This is a genomic window from Ruegeria alba (genome assembly GCF_022321465.1).
GTDB classification, from domain to species: domain Bacteria; phylum Pseudomonadota; class Alphaproteobacteria; order Rhodobacterales; family Rhodobacteraceae; genus Ruegeria_B; species Ruegeria_B alba.
The window spans coordinates 177930-197465 of the sequence record NZ_JAKOEM010000002.1; the positions used below are offsets into that span (position 1 = coordinate 177930).

Genomic DNA, 19536 nt, shown 5'->3' on the forward strand with positions numbered 1-19536 from the left:
GACGAAAAATCTCTATCCCGCCAAGGTCTCGGCGATGCGCCGGGCCAGACGGTCGGCGACCGCGTCCTTGCCCATGCGCGGCCATTCCTCGGCCCCCTCGCCAGTGATCAGGGTCACCGCATTCTCGCGCCCGCCCATGATGCCGGTGGCCGGGCTGACATCATTGGCGACGATCCAGTCACAGCCCTTGCGCAGCCGCTTGGCGGTGGCATTCTCGAGAACGTCATTGGTCTCGGCGGCAAATCCCACGACCAGCGCCGGGCGGCCCTGTTCCATCTGGCTTACCCGTTTCAGAATGTCCGGATTCTCGGCGAATTCCAGCACCGGCAGCCCGTCCCTGGATTTCTTCAGCTTGCGGTCCGAGGCGCTGGCCACGCGCCAATCGGCAACCGCCGCCGCGAACACCCCGGCATCGACAGGCAGAGCCGCATCAACGGCGGCGTCCATCTCACGCGCACTCTGCACCCGCACCACCTCGACCCCTTCGGGCGGGGGCACGTCGGCCGGACCGGTGACAAACACCACCTCGGCACCCAGCGCCGCCAGGGCACGCGCCACCGCCGTGCCCTGCGCGCCCGAGGACCGGTTGGCGATGTAGCGCACCGGGTCGATTGGCTCGTGCGTGGGCCCCGAGGTCACCAGCACCCGCTTACCCTTGAGCGGCCCGTCGCCCAGCGCCGCCTCGATGGCGGCCACGATTTCCAGCGGTTCCGACATCCGCCCCGGCCCGAATTCGCCGCAGGCCATGTCGCCCTCGTTCGGCCCCACGAAACGGATGCCATCCGCCGCCAGCTGTGCCCGGTTGCGCTGTGTCGCCGGATGCTGCCACATCCGCACATTCATCGCCGGCGCGATCAGCACCGGGGTATCTGTCGCCATCAACAGGGTCGAGGCGAGGTCATTGGCCAAACCGGCCGTCATTTTTCCCATCAGATCGGCGGTAACCGGGGCCACCACCACCAGATCGGCCGAGCGCGACAGCTGGATATGGCCCATCTCGGCCTCGTCGGTCAGATCAAAAAGCTCGCGATAAACCTTCTCGCCCGCAAGGGCCGAGACCGAGAGCGGCGTCACAAATTCCTCGGCGGCCCGGGTCAGGACTGGCGTCACCGCCGCGCCGCGTTCGCGCAGGCGCCGGATCAGGTCCAACGACTTGTAGGCGGCGATGCCGCCGCCGATGATCAGCAGAATGCGTCTGGATGCCAGCATGGCGCGCGTCTCCGAAAACCCGGGTCGGCCCTGAACTTAGGCCCGCCGCCGGTCAAGTGCCAGCACAAAACCCCGGCTTCAGCTCTTGTCGAAAGCGGCGCAAGGGTCTTCGCGCGGGGCGGCGGGGCTGTCGATCACCGCATCGAACCGGCCCTCGATCATGCCATCCTCGGACTGGCCCAGCACATAGACGCGCAGTCCCGGCGAAATCCGGGAGAGATAGACCGGGACGCCCCGGTCGGCCCGCGCATGGCCATTTCCGGTGATCACCGCAACAGGACCGCCGGTTTCGTCCTGCGCGCGCAGAATGGCACGCGCCAGCACCGCGTCGCGCAGGCGCTGGATCGCCACCAGTTTCGGCAGCATCTCGGGCGGCATGGCGTTGCAATGGGCGGCCTGCTGATCGGCCTCGCGCGCGGCCTGCTCGGCCTCGGTCAACGGTACCGTCAGCCCAAAGCGTGCGGCATCCGCGCCCATCGCCGCGGCGGCCCCCGTCTCCATCGCGGCGCGCGCTGCGGTCCGCGTCACCAGCGCGCCATACACGGGCGCATCCGCCGCCGCGAACACCGGCAGGTACATCGCCAGCGGGGGCCAGCCCAGTTCCGCCCATTGCAGGATGCGCTCCAGTTCGTCGGGATCGTTCACGGCCTTGCGGGTCAGGCGCTGGGCGCCCTCCTCGGTCAGCATCTCCCAGACCACCGCGCCGGGGCCGATCGCGGCGACCGCCTCGGCCTGAACCAGGTGATGACGAGGGTTGTCGTGAGTCTCACCCAGGATCACCACATCGGCCTGCCGCATGGCGGCAAGGATGTCCTCCGGGATCAGCTCACCGGCAGACGCCGCCCGAAGCGGGGCGGCCAGACACAGGGCCAGCGCCAGGCCCGCGGCAAAGAAACGTTTCATACCAGGAAGTGTTGCACCTCGCGCGAGCGCGCTTCAAGGCTCTTGCGCATCTTGGCAAAGGCCGCCGCTTCCAACTGCCGCACCCGCTCCTTGCTCAGCCCCAACTCATCGCCCAGACTTTCCAGCGTGCGGGCATCCTCGCGCAGCTTGCGTTCGCGCACGATAAAGCGTTCGCGCTCGTTCAGCGCCTGCATCGCCTCGATCAGCCAATCGCGCAGTTGCTCGGTATCGTGCCGGTGCGCCACCAGTTCGGCGGCCTGCTCGCTCTCATCCTCCAGCGCTTCGATCCATTCGCGCCCCTCCTCGTCCGAGGCCTGGGTCGCATTCAACGAGAAGTCGGAACCCGAGAGCCGGCCCTCCATCATCTCGACATCGCGCAGCGGCACCCCGATTTCCGAGGCGATCATCTGGTGCAACTGATGCCGGTCCAGCGCCAGCCCATCGGTGGCGGCCTCGCGCTCCAGCCGGGCCTGCACGCGGCGCATGTTGAAGAATAGCGATTTCTGGCTCGAGGTCGAGCCGGTGCGCACCATCGACCAGTTGCGCATCACATAGTCCTGAATGCTGGCCTTGATCCACCAGACCGCATAGGTCGAAAACCGCACGCCACGATCGGGGTCGAACTTGTCGGCGGCCTTCATCAGGCCCAGACCGGCCTCCTGGATCAGGTCGTTCATCGGCGCGCCATAGCGTTTGAACTTGGCCGCCATCGATATCGCCAGCCGCATGTAAGCGGTGATCAGGCGGTGCAGCGCCGCCTCGTCGCGGTGGTCGCGCCAGGCATAGGCCAAGGCCAGCTCGGTCTCGGCATCGAGCAGTTCGGCCTTCATCGCCTGTCGGGACATGCGTTTGTCCTGCGGGTCGTCCAGTGCCATACATCTCTCCCCAAATGTCCGGCGCTCAGCTTGACTTTCCCTGAGCCGTCCTACCCATTACGCACGGATTGCACGGATGGATCACCAGAAAGGTAGGAATGCTGTATCCCAAATTCACCTTGGTTCTGGGCGGTGCGGCATCGGGCAAATCGGCTTTTGCCGAACAGATGGTTGTTTCCACTGGAAAATCCCGTGTTTATTTCGCCAGTTCACAAGTTTTTGATGCCGAGATGCAGACCAAGATCGACCGCCATCTGGCCCAGCGCGGGCCGGATTGGACCACGATCGAGGAACCGCTGGAGCCCGGACCGGCCCTCGCTGCGCTGAGCGCCGGCGATATCTGCCTGTTTGACTGCGCCACCATGTGGCTGAGCAATCACCTGCTGGCCGAGAACGATCTGGACGCCGCGCAGGAACGGCTGATGGCGGCCATCCGCCATTGTCCGGCGCCGCTGGTCATGGTCTCGAACGAGGTGGGGCACGGGATCGTGCCGGACAACGCCCTGGCGCGCCAGTTCCGCGAGGCGCAGGGGCGGCTCAACATCGCGCTGGCGGCCGAGGCCGATCTGGTCGTTATGGTGGTGGCCGGGCTGCCGCTGGTCCTGAAGGGGCAATTGCCATGACCCGCCTGCATCTGGTCCGTCATGGTCCCACTCATGCCAAATCCATGGTCGGCTGGTCCGACCTGCCCGCCGATCTGAGCGATACCGGTTTCCTGACCCGCCTTGCCGCGCACCTGCCGCAACAGGCGCTGGTCGTCTCGTCCGACCTGCGCCGCGCCGCCGATACCGCCAGCGCCATCCAGGGCGCCCGCACCCGCCTGCCGCATCGGGCCGGGCTGCGCGAGATCAATTTCGGCGCCTGGGAGCTGCGCCGCTTTGCCGAGATCGAAGCCGAGGACCCTGAGCATATCCGCGCCTATTGGGAGACCCCCGGCGATGTGCGTCCCCCCGGCGGCGAGAGCTGGAACGAGGTCTGCGCCCGTGTCGATGCCGAGATCGACGCGCTGATCGCCGCGCATCCCGGCGGTGACCTGATCGTGGTCGGCCATTTCGGCATGATCCTGACCCAGGTGCAGCGCGCCCTGCGGCTGGACGCAGATCAGGCCTTTGCCCATCGGATCGACAACCTGTCCGTGACCGAGATCACCCGCCTGCCGCAGGGGTGGGAGGTCGGGCGGATCAATCATCTGGTGTGATGCGCCGCCGCACGAAACGTCGATTTACCGGCGCTTTGCCTGACGCGTAACGTCTGCGCATGACATATGATCTTTTTATCGGCGACCGCAGTTTCTCCAGCTGGTCGCTGCGCGGTTGGCTGATGCTCGAGAAATTCGGCATCCCGTATCGCTCGCATCTGGTGGGGCTTTATTCCGGCACCATGGCCGCGGATCTGGCGCCCCTGGCCCCGGCACGGCAGGTGCCGGTGCTGCGCACGCCCGAGGGTATCGTGGTGGGTCAGAGTCTCGCCATGGCCGAGACCCTGGCCGAACTGCATCCCGAGGCCGGGCTGTGGCCCGCCGGCCCAGCTGCCCGCGCGACCGCCCGCTGGCTGTGCGCCGAAATGGTGTCGAGCTTCTCCGCCCTGCGCGGCGAATGCCCGATGCAACTTCTCTATTGTTTTGAGGGGTTTCAGCCCAGCAAGGAAACGCTGTCCGATCTGGCGCGCATCGAAACGCTCTGGTCGCATGCCAGGGCGATGTCGGGCGTTGCGACGGGGCCGCTCTTTGGTACCTATTCGCTGGCGGATGTGTTCTATGTGCCGGTCGCCGCGCGCATCGTCGGCTATGGCCTGCCGGTCAGCGCGGCGGCGCGTGACTACTGCCTGTTCCTTCTCGGCGATACTGCCGTCCGGCAATGGCGGGCGATGGGGCTGACGGTGCAATACGATCCGATGCCTTATGCGCTGGACCTGCCGACGCTTGACTGGCCTGTGGGCACGCCCAGCGCCGCGCGCGCGGTCGAAGCCGGCCCGTCGGTGAACGCCTCCTGCCCCTATTCCGGGAATCCGGTGACCGATTTCCTGGAACTCGATGGGCGCATCTGGGGATTCTGCAACGCCTTTTGCCGGGACAAGACCGTGGCCGACCCCGGCGCCTGGTCGAAATTCACCGCGATGGTGGCCAAGGGTTAACCATTCTTAAACCTGCCTCGGGATAGCAACGAAGTGTTAACCACGAGGCAGGTTCCACATGGTCGCCCGCACCCATACCGTTGCATTTCAGGGGGTCGAGGCCCGCCCGGTCGAGGTGCAATGCGCCGTCACACCGGGCCTGCCCGCCTTCTCCATCGTTGGCCTGCCGGACAAGGCGGTGTCCGAGGCGCGTGATCGGGTGCGTAGCGCGCTGAGCGGCATGGCCATCGCGCTGCCTTCGAAACGGATCACCATCAACCTGTCCCCCGCCGACCTGCCCAAGGAAGGCAGCCATTTCGACTTGCCCATCGCGCTGGCGCTGCTGGCCGCGCTGGAGATCGTGCCCGCCGATGCGGCCGAAGCGACGCTGGCACTGGGGGAACTGTCGCTTGACGGGTCGCTGGTGCCGGTGGTCGGCGCGCTGCCCGCCGCGATGACCGCGGCATCAGAGGACTGGTTGCTACTCTGCCCCGAAGCGTCGAGCGCCGAGGCCGCCTGGGTCGACGCGGCCAAGGTGATCGGCGCTCCATCCCTGGCGGCGGTGGTACGCCACTTTACCGGACAGGCTCCGATCGACGCGGCCCGGCCGGGCGAGGTCAGCGCCACCGCGTTCGAGCGCGACCTGCGCGAGGTCAAGGGACAGGAACGAGCCAAACGGGCGCTGGAGATCGCGGCGGCGGGCCGACATCACATGATCATGATCGGCACCCCCGGTTCCGGTAAATCCATGCTGGCCGCGCGCATCCCCGGCATCCTGCCACCGCTGACCCCGGTCGAGGCGCTGGAAACCTCGATGATCCATTCGCTGTGCGGCCTGCTGGACCAGGGCGGGATCAGCCGCACCCGGCCATTTCGCGAACCGCATCACACCGCCTCGATGGCCGCGATCGTGGGCGGCGGCAAAGGAGCCAAACCGGGAGAGATCAGCCTAGCCCATAACGGGGTCCTGTTCATGGACGAATTCCCAGAATTTCCGCGCACTGTGCTGGAAACCCTGCGCCAGCCGATCGAGACCGGCGAGGTGATGGTCGCCCGCGCCAACGCCCATGTAAAGTATCCCTGCCGGTTCATGCTGGTGGCGGCGGCCAATCCTTGCCGTTGCGGCTATCTCAGCGATCCGGCACGCGCCTGTGCCCGGGTGCCCACCTGCGGCGATGACTACCTGGGCCGCATTTCAGGGCCCTTGATGGATCGGTTCGACCTCAGGATCGAGGTGCCGCCAGTGGCCTTTACCGATCTCGACCTGCCGCCCAGCGCCGAAGGTTCAGCCGAGGTGGCGGCGCGCGTTGCGGCAGCGCGGGCGGTCCAGACATTGAGATTCGGTAGCCACCCGAGCTTACGGCAGAATGCCGATGCGGAGGGTAAAGCGCTGGAAGAGATCGCCACGCCCGACGCCGAGGGACGCGACCTCTTGATCACCGCCGCCGACAGGTTCGGGCTGTCCGCACGCGCTTACCACCGCATCCTGCGGGTGGCGCGCACCATCGCTGATCTTGCCGGAGAACCCGATGTTCGGCGCCCGCATATCGCCGAAGCGCTCAGCTTTCGGGTTTCGGCCAAAGCTCTGAATTGAGGGTACCGGAAAACGACACGTTTTCCGGGCCGTTTTCCGCAGCGGAAAACGGCCGCCTGCCGCTCGCTTAGAGCTTGGCCTCGATGGCCTCCCAGATACGCCCGGCAATATTCACCCCGTCAAAGCGCTCCAATTCCTGAATCCCGGTTGGCGAGGTCACGTTGATCTCGGTCAGATAGTCGCCGATCACATCGATCCCGACAAAAACCTGCCCCTTTTCCCGCAGGAGCGGGCCGATGGCAGCGCAAATCTCACGGTCGCGCTCGGTCAGCCCGATCTTTTCGGGCCGCCCGCCCACATGCATGTTCGAACGCACCTCTCCCTCAGCCGGGACCCGATTGATGGCGCCCACCGCCTCGCCATCGACCAGAATGACGCGCTTGTCGCCGTTGCGTACATCGGGCAGGTATTTCTGCACGATCAGCGGCTCGCGCGAAAAACCCACGAACAGCTCATGCAGCGAGGACAGGTTGCGATCGTTCTCGTCCAAGCGGAACACCCCGGCGCCGCCATTGCCGTAGAGCGGCTTCAGGATGATGTCGCCGTGCCGCGCCTTGAATGCGCGGATGGTCTCCAGATCGCGCGCAATGGCGGTGGGCGGGGTCAACTCGGGAAAATTCAAAACCAGAAGCTTCTCGGGATAGTTGCGCACCCAGAACGGGTCGTTGACAACAAGAGTCTGCCCCTTGAGCCGGTCCAGCAGATGCGTCGAGGTGATGTAATGCATGTCGAACGGGGGATCCTGACGCAGCCAGACCACATCGAAATCTGCCAGATCGACCTCGCGCATTGGTCCCAGAACAGCCGGGGCTCCCACCACGCGCTGCACGGTCATATCATGACCGCGCGCGGTGATCCGGCCCTCCTGATAGGCCAGTTGATCAGGACCGTAATAAAACAGTTCGTGCCCGCGCGCCTGCGCCTCTTCTGCCAGCCGAAAAGAGCTGTCAGCATTGATGTTCACGGCCCCGATCGGGTCCATCTGAAAGGCGATCTTCATGGCAAGTCCCTCTATCGATTGTCCAGATACATGGCGCAGAGGGGCAGAGGGTTCAATGGCGATCAGCCATGACCAAAGGCATTCTCGATAATTTCAAGCTGCCCGGTTCCATCGACCAGAACCACGTCAAAGCGCATCGGCGTCAGCTGCCCGGCGGGTTCCTCCGCCAGGAACTCGGCCGCGGCCGCATGCAGGCGCTCCATCTGGCGCGCACCAAGGCTTTCGGCGGCACGGGCGAAATCCCGGCTCTGCTTGACCTCGACAAAGACGACCTCGTCACCCAAGCGAGCGATCAGGTCAATCTCGCCACCCCTGCCGCGCCAGCGACGGTGAACCAGTCGATATCCGCGCCGCTCGTAATCGCGCAGCACCGAATGCTCGGCCGCTTCTCCGGCCAGGTGATTTTGTGCCCCTCGCGATGCAAGCGCCTTCATGTCATCCCTTCCCGAGCTTCAGCGCCAACTGGTAGACTGGGCGCCGGGGCACATCATGCATGCGCGCCACCAGATCGGCGGCGTCCCGGACCGAATGCTTTTCGAGTGCTGCCATGAGATCTTTTTCTAGGTCAGACTCCTTAACCGGACCTGAACGGACACGATCAACTAGCACCACAATCTCGCCCTTGACCGGCGCCTCGACCAGCGCTTCGGCCAGGCCGGCCAGCGTATCCCGGCGGGTTTCCTCGAATTTCTTCGTCAGTTCCCGGCACAGTGCAGCTGGCCGGTCACCACCCAGCACCGCGGTCATGTCCCGCAGGCTGGCCGCCAGCCGCTTGGGCGATTCGTAGAAGACCAGCGTGCCGGGCACTCCCCGCAGGGTTTCGAGCCGGGTTTTGCGCGCCGCTGCAGCATTCGGCAGAAACCCCGCAAAGAAAAACGCATCCGTCGGCAGACCCGCGAGCGTCAGCGCTGTCAGCACCGCCGACGGCCCTGGTGCGCAGGTCACCATATGCCCTGCCTCGGCGGCGGCACGGCTCAGCTCAAAGCCCGGGTCGGCGATCAGCGGCATGCCCGCCTCCGAGGCGTAAGCCACCGACTTGCCCTCGGCCAATGCTTGCAGCAACCGCGCCTGCGCCCCGGCACCGGAATGGTCGTGATAGGCAAGGACCCGCCGCCCATCGAGCGGCACGCCGTGAATATCAAGCAGATGGCGCAGCGAGCGTGTATCCTCGGCAGCGATCACCTCGGCCGAGGCGAGCACATCCAGCGCCCTGAGCGTGATGTCGCGCGCCGACCCGATCGGGGTTCCGACGAAATACAGGCCCGCAGGCAATCTGAGCTTTTGGTAATTCAACGCTGGACCCGTGTTTCATGACGTCTATTATCGCGGCTCGACCATTGAGGCGGGCTGCCGCCGGATCAAGGAGCTATTGATTAGATGTTTGCCGTTTTCAACCCCGCCCGCAAGATTGCCCTTTCCGCGATGGCCTTGGCGGCGGCTGCACTGTTATCGGCCTGCGAGCCGGTCGCCATCGGTGGCGGCGGTCCCAGCATCAATACCTCGAAACCGGTCCCCGTTGCGCTGCTGGTTCCGCGCGGCTCGGCCCAGTCGGGTGACGCGGTTCTGGCGCAAAGCCTGGAAAACGCGGCCCGGTTGGCGATTGCGGACCTGCAGAACGTACAGATCGACCTACGGGTTTATGACACCGCAGGCGATGCGGGCACTGCCGCTGCGGTTGCCAAACAGGCCGTCGGAGACGGCGCCAAGATCATCCTCGGCCCGGTCTATGCCCAGGCCGCCAACGCCGCCGGGCTGGCGGTGCTAAGCGACAACATCAACGTCTTGTCCTTCTCCAACAACGTCAACATCGCTGGTGGCAACGTGTTTGTCCTGGGGCCGACCTTCAACAACAGCGCAGACCGATTGGTCAATTTCGCAGCGCGGCAGGGTAAGGGCGATATCGTCGTGGTACATAGCAACGACGAGGCCGGGCAGCTGGGCCGGGCGGCGATCACCGACGCCATATCGCGCAGCAGCGCCAAACTGGCCGGAACGGTCGCCTATGAACGGTCGCAGCAGGGCGTGATCAACTCGATCCCGCAGGTCAAGGCAACGGTGGACGGGACCGGCGCGGACTCGATCTTTTTCACCTCGACCACGGCCGGGGCATTGCCGCTCTACACCCAGCTTTTGCCCGAGGCGGGCGTATCGTCGGCCGAGACCCAGTATATCGGCCTGACCCGCTGGGACATTCCGGCGCAGACGCTGGAACTGCCCGGCGTGCAGGGCGGCTGGTTCGCACTGCCCGACCCGTCCAAGGCACAGGCGTTCCGCGCCCGGTATCAAAGCACCTATGGCGGCGCACCGCACCCGATCGGCGGGCTGGCCTATGACGGCATTGCCGCCATCGGCGCGCTGGTGGGCGCGGGCAAGTCGGATGCGTTGACTGGCGCCGCCCTGACCCAAAGTGCTGGGTTCCAGGGTGTCGGTGGCATCTTCCGTCTGCGCCCCGACGGGACTAATGAACGGGGGCTGGCCGTGGCCACGATCCAGAACAAACAGGTGGTTGTGATTGACCCTGCCCCACAAAGCTTCTCCGGCGCCGGATTCTGATCCGACCGATACGTCCCTGCCGATCCAGCCCTGGCTGACCGGCGATCTGATCTGCGACCCGACCGAGGTGTTCGACACCCCGGCCGTGTTCGCGCGGATCAACGAGGCGGCGGCAGCAGCAGCCGACAACGCAGCGCTTCGTGGCGCGGTCGTGGCCATTCTGCGCGATGTTCAGAAATCGGGCCGGGCCGCGATCGCCGCAGGCTTTGCGGGCGACCCCTTTGCCGCGCGACCATTGACCCGCGCCTATACCTATCTGACCGACGGGCTTATCAAGACGGCGATGTATGTGGCCTCGGAAATCCTGCACCCGCTGGCCACACCCACCCAGGGCGAACGGATCGCGGTATTGGCGGTGGGCGGGTTCGGGCGCGGCGAGATGGCGCCGTTCTCCGATGTCGATCTGCTGTTTCTGACCCCCTACAAGATCACCGCCTGGGCCGAGAGCGTCATCGAATCGATGCTCTACATCCTTTGGGATCTTCGACTGAAGGTCGGGCATGCCTCGCGCACGGTAAAGGATTGCGTGCGGCTCGGGCGCGAGGATTTCACCATCCGCACCGCGATGCTGGAACACCGGTTCCTGGCCGGGCATGCGCCCCTGGCGCGGTCGCTGGATCAGCGTCTGAAAAGCGAGCTTTACAAGGATACCCAGCGCGAATTCATCGAGGCCAAGCTGGAGGAGCGCGACGCCCGCCACCGCAAGCAGGGCGAGCGGTACATGGTCGAACCGAATGTGAAGGAGGGCAAGGGCGGGCTGCGCGACCTGCAATCGCTCTATTGGATCGCCAAATATATCTATGGGGTGAAGGAAACCGCCGAACTGGTGCCGCTGGGCCTGTTCACCGCATCGGAATACCGCACCTTTGTACAGGCCGAAGAGTTCCTGTGGGCGGTGCGCGCGCATTTGCATCTGGTTACCGGGCGGGCCACTGAACAGCTGACCTTTGATCTCCAGGTCGAAGTGGCCGAGCGCATGGGCTATCAGGACCGCGCCGGGCGCCGCGCAGTCGAAGTGTTCATGCAGAAATACTTTCGCGAGGCCACGCGCGTGGGCGAACTGACGCGGATTTTCCTGACCAAGCTCGAAGCGTCGCATATGAAGGGCGCGCCGCTGCTGGAGCGCATCTTTCGCCGTCGCCGCAGGGTCAAGCAGGGGTACAAGGTGGTACATGGCCGGATCGACGTGCTCGATCCCGAGACCTTTCTGGACGACAAGCTGAACCTGCTGCGCATCTTCGAGGAGGGGTTGCGCACCGGCATGCTGATCCATCCGGATGCAATGCGGCTGGTGACCGCCAATCTGGACCTGATCGATGACGACATGCGCAACAACAAGGAGGCGCGGCGCATCTTTCTGGACCTGCTGCTGAAACACGGCAACCCCGAACGGGCGCTCAGGCGGATGAACGAATTGGGGGTGCTGTCGGCCTTCGTGCCCGAATTCGAACCCATCGTGGCGATGATGCAGTTCAACATGTATCACAGCTATACGGTGGACGAGCATACGATCCAGACCATTATCAACCTCGCCCAGATCGAAAAGGAAGAACTGGTCGAGTCGCTGCCGCTGGCCTCGTCCATCCTCAAGGCCGGGGTCAACCGCAAGGTTCTTTATGTGGCGCTGCTGTTGCACGATATCGGCAAGGGCCGGCCCGAGGATCACTCGATCCTCGGGGCCCGTATCGCCCGCCGTGTGGCGCCGCGTCTGGGCCTGTCCAAGGCCGATTGCGAAACGGTGGAATGGCTGGTGCGCTATCACCTGTTGATGTCGGACATGGCGCAGAAGCGTGACATCTCCGACCCGCGAACCGTGCGCGATTTCGCCAAGGCGGTGCAGACGGTCAAGCGGCTGGACCTGCTGACGGTGCTGACCGTCTGCGATATTCGCGGCGTCGGCCCCAACACCTGGAACAACTGGAAAGCCACGTTGTTGCGTGCCTTACATGCGGAAACCAAGCGGGCGCTGGAAATGGGGATGGAGGCACTGAACCGCGAAGGGCGCGGAAACGAGGCCAAGAAGGCGCTGCGCTCGGCCCTGTCCGACTGGCCCGCAGGCGAGATCAAGACTGAGATCGCCCGCCACTATCCGCCCTATTGGCAGGGCTTCAATGTCGAGACCCATGTCACCTTTGCCGAGATGCTGCTCCAGTTGGAACAAAGCGGCGATCCCGGCGGCATCGAAATCCGGCTCGACCCGGACGAGGACCGCGATGCCACCCGCGCCTGTTTCGCCATGGCCGATCATCCCGGTATCTTTTCACGGATGGCCGGCGCCTTGGCGCTGGTTGGCGCGAACGTGGTCGATGCCCGCAGCTATACGACCAAGGACGGCTACGTGACCGATGCCTTCTGGATCCAGGACGCCGAAGGCCACCCTTACGAGGCCGCGCGCCTGCCCCGGCTCAGCCAGATGATCCTGAAAACCCTCAAGGGCGAGGTGGTGGCCCGCGACGCGCTGAAATCCCGCGACAAGATCAAGAAGCGGGAAAAGGCATTCAACGTGCCGACCCATATCACCTTCGACAACGAAGGCTCGGACATCTACACGATCATCGAGGTCGATACCCGCGACCGGCCCGGCCTGCTTTATGATCTGGCCCGGGCAATGGCGGCGGCAAATGTCTATATCGCCAATGCGGTGATCGCGACCTATGGCGAACAGGTGGTCGACAGTTTCTATGTCAAGGACATGTTCGGACTGAAATACCATTCCGAGGCCAAGCAGCGCACGCTTGAGACAAAGCTGCGCAAGGCCATAACCGAAGGTGCAGAACGGGCTGCCGCATCATGAAGCCCGTTCGCATGATGGCCGGTTTCTTCACGGTCGGTTTCTGGACACTGGCCAGCCGCATTCTGGGTTTCGTGCGCGAGATCCTGTTGGCCGCCTATATCGGCCCCGGCCCGGTTATGGATGCCTTTGTGGCGGCCTTTCGCCTGCCCAACCTGTTCCGCCGCTTCTTTGCCGAGGGTGCGTTCAACGCGGCTTTCGTGCCGATGTTCTCGAAACGGCTAGAAGGCGGCGAGGATGCCGAGGGATTTGCCCAGCAGGCGTTCAACCTGTTGGGTACGGCGGTGCTGACGCTGGTGGCGCTGGCCATGATTTTCATGCCCGCGCTGATCTGGGTCACCGCCAGCGGCTTTGCCGGGGACGCGCGGTTCGACCTGGCGGTGGGATACGGCAAGATCGCCTTTCCCTATATCCTGTTCATGTCGCTGGCGGCGCTGTTTTCCGGCGTTCTGAACGCCACCGGGCGGTTTGCCGCCGCTGCCGCCGCGCCGGTTCTGCTGAACGTGTTCGCCTGCGCCGCGATGCTGGCCGGCTCGGCACTGGGTGGAGAAGTGATCGACTGGCTGATCTGGGTGATCCCGGTCGCGGGTGTGGCGCAGCTGGCACTGGTCTGGGTCGCGGCCGAGCGTGCGGGCATCCGACTGCGCCCCGGCCTTCCCCGGCTCAGCCCAGACATGCGGCGGCTGGTGCGGGTGGCCTTTCCCGCCGCGCTGGCGATGGGGGTGACGCAGATCAACCTGGTGGTGGGACAGCTTGTCGCCTCGCGCACCGAAAGCGCGGTCAGCTGGCTCTTTGCGGCGGACCGACTTTATCAACTGCCGCTGGGCGTGGTGGGCATCGCGGTGGGGATCGTTCTTTTGCCCGATCTGTCGCGCCGCCTGCGGGCCGGTGACGATACCGGAGCGCGCGATGCCTATTCGCGCGCGGGCGAGTTCTCGTTGATCCTGACCCTGCCCTCGGCCATGGCGCTGGTAGCGATCCCGCTGCCGTTGGTCGCGGTGCTGTTCCAGCGCGGCGCCTTTACGCCCGAGGACAGCGCCGCCACCGCTCTGGCTGTCGCGGTCTACGGGCTGGGCCTGCCCGCCTTCATGCTGCAAAAGGTGTTCCAGCCGCTGTTCTTTGCCCGCGAAGACACCAAAAGCCCGTTCCGCTATGCGGTGGTGGCCATGGTGGTAAATGCGGTGCTGGCCTTTGCGCTTTATCCGCTGCTGGGCTGGATCGCGCCCGCGATCGCCACCACCGTCGCGGGCTGGACCATGGTGGCGCAGCTTTCCCTGGGCGCTCGCCGCATGGGAGACGTGGCCCGGTTCGACACCCGCTTTCACCGTCGCGCCTGGCGTATCCTGGCGGCCTCGCTGATCATGGGGGCGGCGCTTTATGCGGTGCTGATCCCGCTCGGCTGGGTGCTGGGCCTGCCCAGCTGGCGCTATCTGGGCCTGTTGGCGCTGATCCTCTTTGCTGCTGTGGTCTATTTCGGGGTCGGCCATCTGATCGGCGCCTTTCGCCTGTCGGAATTCCGCCGCGCGTTGAGGCGGTCATGAGCGCGCTTGACTGTCCCGCCGGCACCGTCCTGTTCCGCGCCGGGCAGGATTGCCCCGGTTTCCTGCGCCTGGACGAAGGCTCGATCCGCGTCACCCTGACCGCCGCCAACGGGCGCGAGGTGGTGCTCTATCGGGTCGGGCCGGGCGATGTCTGCCTGCAAACCTTTGCCTGCCTCACCGAGGGTCGCAGCTACAGCGCCGAAGGGGTGGCCGAAACCCGGGTGCGCGGCCATCTGATGAGCCATGCAGAGTTCCGCACCGCGCTGGCCCAGAACGAGGCGTTCCGCACCGAGGTCATGCAGGCGGTGGCACGCCGGTTTGCCGATTTCGAACATCTGGTCGAGGACGTGGCCCTGACTGGGTTCGACACGCGGCTGGCGCGGGTGCTGTTGCGGTTGGCAAAAGGCGACACAGTATCCGCAACGCATGAGGCGCTGGCGGCCGAGACCGCCTCGGGCCGGGCCTTTGTCAGTCGCCGGCTGGCCGAATTCGCGCGTCAGGGCCTGGTGGAACTGGCGCGCGGACAGGTGACGCTGTGCGACCGGTCCGGGCTGGAACGGATTGCCGCAGAGGAACGGTGACACTGTCACCGACAGCGACCGCGGGATCGGCCACAAGGGGCACAGACCTCTGACCTGAAAGGATTCGCAAATGACTCGTAATGCAGGAACCCTCGACCGCGCCGCCCGTATCATTCTGGGCCTCGTCCTGTTGTCGCTGACCGTGATCGGCCCCAAGACCATGTGGGGCCTGGTCGGCCTGATCCCGCTGTTGACCGGGCTGGTGGGGTCCTGCCCGCTCTATACCATCCTGGGCCTGAACACCTGCCCGCTGAAGAAATAAACCTGCCCGGCCGGACCGCCCTAATCGTGGCGGATCCGGCCGCGCATCCGCGCCCAGCCGCCCGGCGACAGGAAGAAGGACAGCGCAAATCCGGTGGCAAAGCCCGCCAGATCGGCAACCCAGTCCAACCCGCCGCCAAACAGCAGACCGAACAGCAGCTGCGCCCCCATCAGAAAGGCGATCAGACTGAACGCCCGCGCCTGATGCTGCCCCACCAGCGACAGCTTGCGCCACAAGAGCCAGGTAAAGGCGCCGATCAACCCGTAGACGGGTGGAAACCCCCCGATCAGCGCCACCGGCGACCCGGTCATCAGTGCATATCCCAGCGCCCCGCCGATGCCCGAGACCACGAAAACCACCAGCATCGCCAGGCTGCCAAAGCTCTCGGCCACCATCTTGCCCATCGCCAGCACGAAGACACATACGAACAGCGACTGGGTGAACGAGGCGTTGACGAAGGGATAGCTGACAAACCGGATCACGTGTTCGACAGGCCAGCGCCCCGTCTCCCACATCCAGGTCAGGATATCGGGTGAGAAGGCATAGGACTGCATCGCCGCCAGCCGCCAGCCCACCGCCTGCGGCCCGCCGACGATGCCGCGCGCGCCCAGCGAGAAGGCGATCTCGATCCCCATGATGAAGAGGACCAGCGCCACCACGACGGGCGGCAGCGGATTGACCGGCGATGTATCGTTATCACTGCTCATGGGCGGGCCTTTCGCGGCTGTTGACGTCCCTTTGCCCCATGGGTAAGCGACGGGGGCCGAATTTTCCAGACGGGAGTTCCCCATCATGACCGAAACCCAGTTCACGCCGCGTGTGTTTTCCGGCATCCAGCCTTCGGGAAACCTGCATCTTGGTAACTACCTCGGTGCGCTCAAGCGATTTGTGGATATGCAGGGACCCGAGATGGAGACCGTGTATTGCATGGTCGATCTCCACGCGATTACCGTCTGGCAAGATCCCAAGGAACTTGCGCATTCCACGCGGGAACTGTGTGCAGGCTTCATCGCGGCCGGGATCGACCCGGAACAGTCGATCCTGATCAACCAATCCCAGGTACCCGAACATGCGCAACTGGCGTGGATCTTCAACTGCGTCGCCCGCATGGGCTGGATGCAGCGGATGACCCAGTGGAAGGACAAGGCGGGCAAGAACCAGCAGAACGCCTCGCTGGGCCTGTTTGCCTATCCGTCGCTGATGGCCGCCGACATCCTGATTTATCACGCCACCCATGTGCCGGTGGGCGAGGACCAGAAACAGCATCTGGAACTGACGCGCGACATCGCGATCAAGTTCAACCACGATTACGGCGTCGATTTCTTTCCCGTCACCGAACCGGTGATCGAGGGCGCGGCAACGCGGGTGATGAGCCTGCGCGACGGGTCCAAGAAGATGTCGAAATCCGACCCCTCGGACATGAGCCGGATCAACATGACCGACGATGCCGATGCCATCGCGCAAAAGATCCGCAAGGCCAAGACCGACCCCGACGCCCTGCCATCCGAGGCCGAGGGGCTGGAGGGACGCCCCGAGGCGCGCAACCTGATCAACATCTATGCCGCACTGGCGGATCAGAGCGTCGATCAGGTGCTGGCCGAGGTGGGCGGCAAACAGTTCGGAGAGTTCAAGCCGATGCTGGCGGAACTCGCGGTCGCGAAACTGTCGCCAATCTCGGCCGAGATGGCGCGGCTGATGGACGATCAGGCCGAGATCGACCGCATCCTGGCACGTGGCGCTGAACGCGCCCGCGCGATCACCGCGCCGATCCTGAAACGGACCTATGAAATCGTCGGCATGGTGTCCTGACACCCAAGTATCAAGAATAATGTGCGTCCGCGCAGGAGATCTGCGCGGGATCGACCCTTTGCCGGAACGCGGATCCATCCGATAATCGGGCAAAGGAGACGCATCATGACCTATTCCGCCCCCGCCGGCACCTGTGTCGGCCATGTCCATCTGAAAGTGTCCGATCTGGACCGGGCTATCGTGTTCTATCGCGATGTTCTGGGGTTCGAACTGCAACAGAGATACGGCGACGCCGCCGCCTTTCTGGGCGCCGGTGGCTATCACCACCATATCGGGCTGAACACCTGGCACAGCCGGGGCGGTCCGCAACCGCCCGCTCGGGCGACCGGGCTGTATCATTCGGCCTTCCTCTACCCCGACCGCAAGGCGCTGGGGGCAGTGCTGCGTCAGGTGGTCGAGGCCGGGATAGCCATCGACGGCGCTGCCGATCACGGGGTCAGCGAGGCCGTCTATCTGCGCGATCCCGACGGCAACGGGGTCGAGCTGTATCGCGACCGCGCGCCCGAGGACTGGCCGCGCGATGCCGAGGGTAATCTGGCCATGGTCAACGCGCCGCTCGATATCCCCGCGCTGCTGGCCGAGGCCGGTTAGGACCGGCCCCGGTCACGCTACTTTTAGGCAGCCTTGGCCTGCAGGATCTCGTCCACGGTCGCATCTGCCACCTCGGCCGGGCTGACCGACAGGGTGCGGGCGCGGGTCAGGATACGGTCCATGGTGTCGTCCAGCGCCGCAAGGCGGCCGGCAACCCAGGCCTCGCGCCCCGAGATCTTGAGGATCTCGGTTGCCACATTGATGATCCCGCCGCCATTGGCCACGTAATCGGGCGCGTAAAGAATGCCCAGATCGTGCAGACGGGTGGCATCCTCGGGCGTGGCCAACTGGTTGTTGGCGCCGCCCGCGACCACCCTGACCTTCAACTGCGGGATGGTCTCGGCATTCAGGATGGCACCGATGGCGCAGGGGGCAAAGATATCGGCCTCGACCCCGTAGATCGCATCGGGCGCGACGGCGGTGGCGCCGAATTCCTCAGCCACGCGGGCAACCTGGCCCGCGTCGATATCGGTGGCGATCAGTTTGGCGCCCGCGTCATGCAGATAGCCGCACAGGTAGTGACCCACATGGCCCAGCCCCTGCACCGAGACGGTGCGCCCGCGCAGATCGTCCGAGCCGAAGCGGTGCCGCGCAGCGGTACGGATCGCGTTGAAGATGCCACGCGCGGTGATCGGCGAGGGGTCGCCACTGGCGAAATCCCCATCGGCGAGACCCGCAACACAGGCGGTGCGGGTGCCGATCCGCGCCATGTCGGCAGGGGTCATGCCCATATCCTCGGCGGTCCAGTAACGGCCCGCAAGTGCCTCGACCGCAGCCCCGAAGGCGGCAAGCAGGTCCGGTGTCTTCTGGGTTGCGGGATCGGCCATGATCACCGCCTTGCCACCGCCCAGATCAAGACCCGCGGCGGCGTTCTTGTAAGTCATGCCGCGCGACAGGCGCAGCGCGTCGTTGAGCGCGTCTGCCTCTTGCGCATAGGGGCGCATCCGCACGCCGCCCGCAGCGGGACCGCGCCGGGTGGAGTGGATGGCGATAAAGCCCAGAAGCCCGCTCTCAGGGTCCGCTATTCGGACCACCTGTTCGTGTTCGGGCGCTGCGACGGGTGTAATCTGCATGGAATCCTCCGCTGAATGGCTCTCTATCTGCCACAACTGCGGCGCTGTTTTTCACCAAGATTGCGCGCGGCGTCGGGAGAGGTTAGAGATATTCACCATTACTTTTGATAATATTGGAGATATTCACCAATGGATCAGATCGACCATCGCATTGTCCGCGCCCTGCAACGTGACGGGCGCATGACCATCTCGGATCTGGCCGACAAGGTCGGGCTGTCGCCCACCCCCTGCGCCCGGCGGCTGGAACGGTTGCAGCGTGACGGCGTGATCACCGGATACAGCGCCCGGGTTGATCCGGCAAAGCTGGGGCTGGGCGTGTCGGTCTTTGTCTCGGTCGAACTGGAGCGGCAGGAGCGCGCCGCCGTCGATGCATTCGAACGGGCGATCCGCACCTGTGACGAGGTGATGGAATGCTATCTGATGACCGGCTCGCGCGATATCCTGCTGCGGGTCCTGGTAGCCGATCTGGCGGCCTTCGATGCGTTTCTGGAAAACCGGCTGATGCAGATCCCCGGCATTCGAAATTTGCGGTCCAACTTCGCCCTGCGCACCATGGTCCAGCGCGACAGCCTGCCCGCGATCCGCGGCTAGAAAGGTCTGGACCTCTGACCCAGTCAAGCCTACCCTGATACCAACCCGAGG

Annotated in this window: 20 protein-coding genes; 12 read left to right on the plus strand and 8 right to left on the minus strand. The window is 65.0% G+C overall.

Annotation, left to right across the window (positions count from 1 at the left end; all coding sequences use genetic code 11):
* Nucleotides 1–12 precede the first annotated feature (12 nt).
* From coaBC to MB818_RS04565, 3 genes are all read right to left on the minus strand, one after another.
* Complete coding sequence (gene coaBC, locus MB818_RS04555) at nt 13–1209, minus strand: bifunctional phosphopantothenoylcysteine decarboxylase/phosphopantothenate--cysteine ligase CoaBC (protein WP_238904137.1); 1197 nt, start codon at nt 1207–1209, stop codon at nt 13–15.
* A 78-nt stretch (nt 1210–1287) separates the two neighbouring features.
* Nucleotides 1288–2112: a ChaN family lipoprotein gene (locus MB818_RS04560; protein WP_234137301.1), complete on the minus strand. Its 825-nt coding sequence runs from the start codon at nt 2110–2112 to the stop codon at nt 1288–1290.
* Entirely contained in the window at nt 2109–2987 is an 879-nt protein-coding gene (locus tag MB818_RS04565) for an RNA polymerase factor sigma-32 (RefSeq protein WP_234142617.1), read from the minus strand. The genes MB818_RS04560 and MB818_RS04565 overlap by 4 nt, the downstream gene beginning before the upstream one ends.
* A gap of 98 nt (nt 2988–3085) precedes the next feature.
* Between MB818_RS04565 and cobU the strand changes: the two genes are divergently transcribed.
* Genes cobU through MB818_RS04585 form a run of 4 tightly spaced genes read left to right on the plus strand, consistent with a single transcriptional unit; the run spans nt 3086 to nt 6693 of the window.
* On the plus strand, nt 3086–3610 hold the full coding sequence (cobU, locus tag MB818_RS04570) for a bifunctional adenosylcobinamide kinase/adenosylcobinamide-phosphate guanylyltransferase (RefSeq protein WP_234172361.1): 525 nt from the start codon (nt 3086–3088) through the stop codon (nt 3608–3610).
* Nucleotides 3607–4185, plus strand: a complete 579-nt coding sequence (locus MB818_RS04575; protein WP_234142614.1) for a histidine phosphatase family protein — start codon at nt 3607–3609, stop codon at nt 4183–4185. Before cobU ends, MB818_RS04575 begins: the two co-directional genes overlap by 4 nt.
* Nucleotides 4186–4244: 59 nt before the next feature.
* On the plus strand, nt 4245–5120 hold the full coding sequence (locus MB818_RS04580; RefSeq protein ID WP_238904139.1) for a glutathione S-transferase: 876 nt from the start codon (nt 4245–4247) through the stop codon (nt 5118–5120).
* Between the two features lie 58 nt (nt 5121–5178).
* On the plus strand, nt 5179–6693 hold the full coding sequence (locus MB818_RS04585) for a YifB family Mg chelatase-like AAA ATPase (RefSeq protein WP_238904141.1): 1515 nt from the start codon (nt 5179–5181) through the stop codon (nt 6691–6693).
* Between the two features lie 67 nt (nt 6694–6760).
* On the opposite strand, the gene gshB is transcribed toward MB818_RS04585, so the two are convergent.
* The 3 genes from gshB to rsmI all read right to left on the minus strand — a co-directional run bounded on the left by gshB (nt 6761) and on the right by rsmI (nt 8986).
* The gene (gene gshB, locus MB818_RS04590; RefSeq protein WP_234137295.1) at nt 6761–7693 is read right to left on the minus strand and encodes a glutathione synthase; all 933 of its coding nucleotides are present in this window, start codon (nt 7691–7693) and stop codon (nt 6761–6763) included.
* 62 nt (nt 7694–7755) lie between these two features.
* Nucleotides 7756–8127, minus strand: coding sequence for a YraN family protein (locus tag MB818_RS04595; protein ID WP_234165644.1), 372 nt, complete (start codon nt 8125–8127; stop codon nt 7756–7758).
* 1 nt (nt 8128) lies between these two features.
* A complete protein-coding gene (rsmI, locus tag MB818_RS04600) occupies nt 8129–8986 on the minus strand; it encodes a 16S rRNA (cytidine(1402)-2'-O)-methyltransferase (protein ID WP_238904143.1) in 858 nt (285 codons plus the stop codon).
* Between the two features lie 84 nt (nt 8987–9070).
* Here rsmI and MB818_RS04605 point away from each other — a divergent pair, with 84 nt between their 5' ends.
* From MB818_RS04605 to MB818_RS04625, 5 genes are all read left to right on the plus strand, one after another.
* Nucleotides 9071–10246 carry a penicillin-binding protein activator gene (locus tag MB818_RS04605; protein WP_234216079.1) on the plus strand — a complete coding sequence of 392 codons (1176 nt, stop codon included), beginning with the start codon at nt 9071–9073 and terminating at the stop codon, nt 10244–10246.
* Complete coding sequence (locus MB818_RS04610) at nt 10206–13040, plus strand: [protein-PII] uridylyltransferase (protein ID WP_439653275.1); 2835 nt, start codon at nt 10206–10208, stop codon at nt 13038–13040. The genes MB818_RS04605 and MB818_RS04610 overlap by 41 nt, the downstream gene beginning before the upstream one ends.
* Nucleotides 13037–14578 (plus strand): murein biosynthesis integral membrane protein MurJ, encoded by a 1542-nt coding sequence (gene murJ, locus MB818_RS04615; RefSeq protein ID WP_234137291.1) that lies wholly within the window; start codon nt 13037–13039, stop codon nt 14576–14578. The genes MB818_RS04610 and murJ overlap by 4 nt, the downstream gene beginning before the upstream one ends.
* Entirely contained in the window at nt 14575–15159 is a 585-nt protein-coding gene (locus tag MB818_RS04620; RefSeq protein WP_234137290.1) for a Crp/Fnr family transcriptional regulator, read from the plus strand. The genes murJ and MB818_RS04620 overlap by 4 nt, the downstream gene beginning before the upstream one ends.
* Before the next feature lie 70 nt (nt 15160–15229).
* Entirely contained in the window at nt 15230–15421 is a 192-nt protein-coding gene (locus MB818_RS04625) for a YgaP family membrane protein (protein WP_234137289.1), read from the plus strand.
* A gap of 20 nt (nt 15422–15441) precedes the next feature.
* Here MB818_RS04625 and MB818_RS04630 read toward each other — a convergent pair whose 3' ends face one another.
* Nucleotides 15442–16128, minus strand: a complete 687-nt coding sequence (locus MB818_RS04630; protein ID WP_234137288.1) for a rhomboid family intramembrane serine protease — start codon at nt 16126–16128, stop codon at nt 15442–15444.
* A gap of 85 nt (nt 16129–16213) precedes the next feature.
* On the opposite strand from MB818_RS04630, the gene trpS reads away from it, so the two are divergent.
* Both trpS and MB818_RS04640 read left to right on the plus strand, forming a co-directional pair.
* Nucleotides 16214–17230 carry a tryptophan--tRNA ligase gene (trpS, locus tag MB818_RS04635; protein ID WP_234142602.1) on the plus strand — a complete coding sequence of 339 codons (1017 nt, stop codon included), beginning with the start codon at nt 16214–16216 and terminating at the stop codon, nt 17228–17230.
* A 105-nt stretch (nt 17231–17335) separates the two neighbouring features.
* The gene (locus MB818_RS04640) at nt 17336–17821 is read left to right on the plus strand and encodes a VOC family protein (RefSeq protein ID WP_234137286.1); all 486 of its coding nucleotides are present in this window, start codon (nt 17336–17338) and stop codon (nt 17819–17821) included.
* Nucleotides 17822–17844: 23 nt separating this feature from the next.
* Here MB818_RS04640 and MB818_RS04645 read toward each other — a convergent pair whose 3' ends face one another.
* Nucleotides 17845–18894 (minus strand): Leu/Phe/Val dehydrogenase, encoded by a 1050-nt coding sequence (locus tag MB818_RS04645; protein WP_238904145.1) that lies wholly within the window; start codon nt 18892–18894, stop codon nt 17845–17847.
* Nucleotides 18895–19023: 129 nt separating this feature from the next.
* Here MB818_RS04645 and MB818_RS04650 point away from each other — a divergent pair, with 129 nt between their 5' ends.
* A complete protein-coding gene (locus MB818_RS04650; RefSeq protein WP_234142598.1) occupies nt 19024–19485 on the plus strand; it encodes an Lrp/AsnC family transcriptional regulator in 462 nt (153 codons plus the stop codon).
* The last annotated feature ends 51 nt before the right edge of the window (nt 19486–19536 follow it).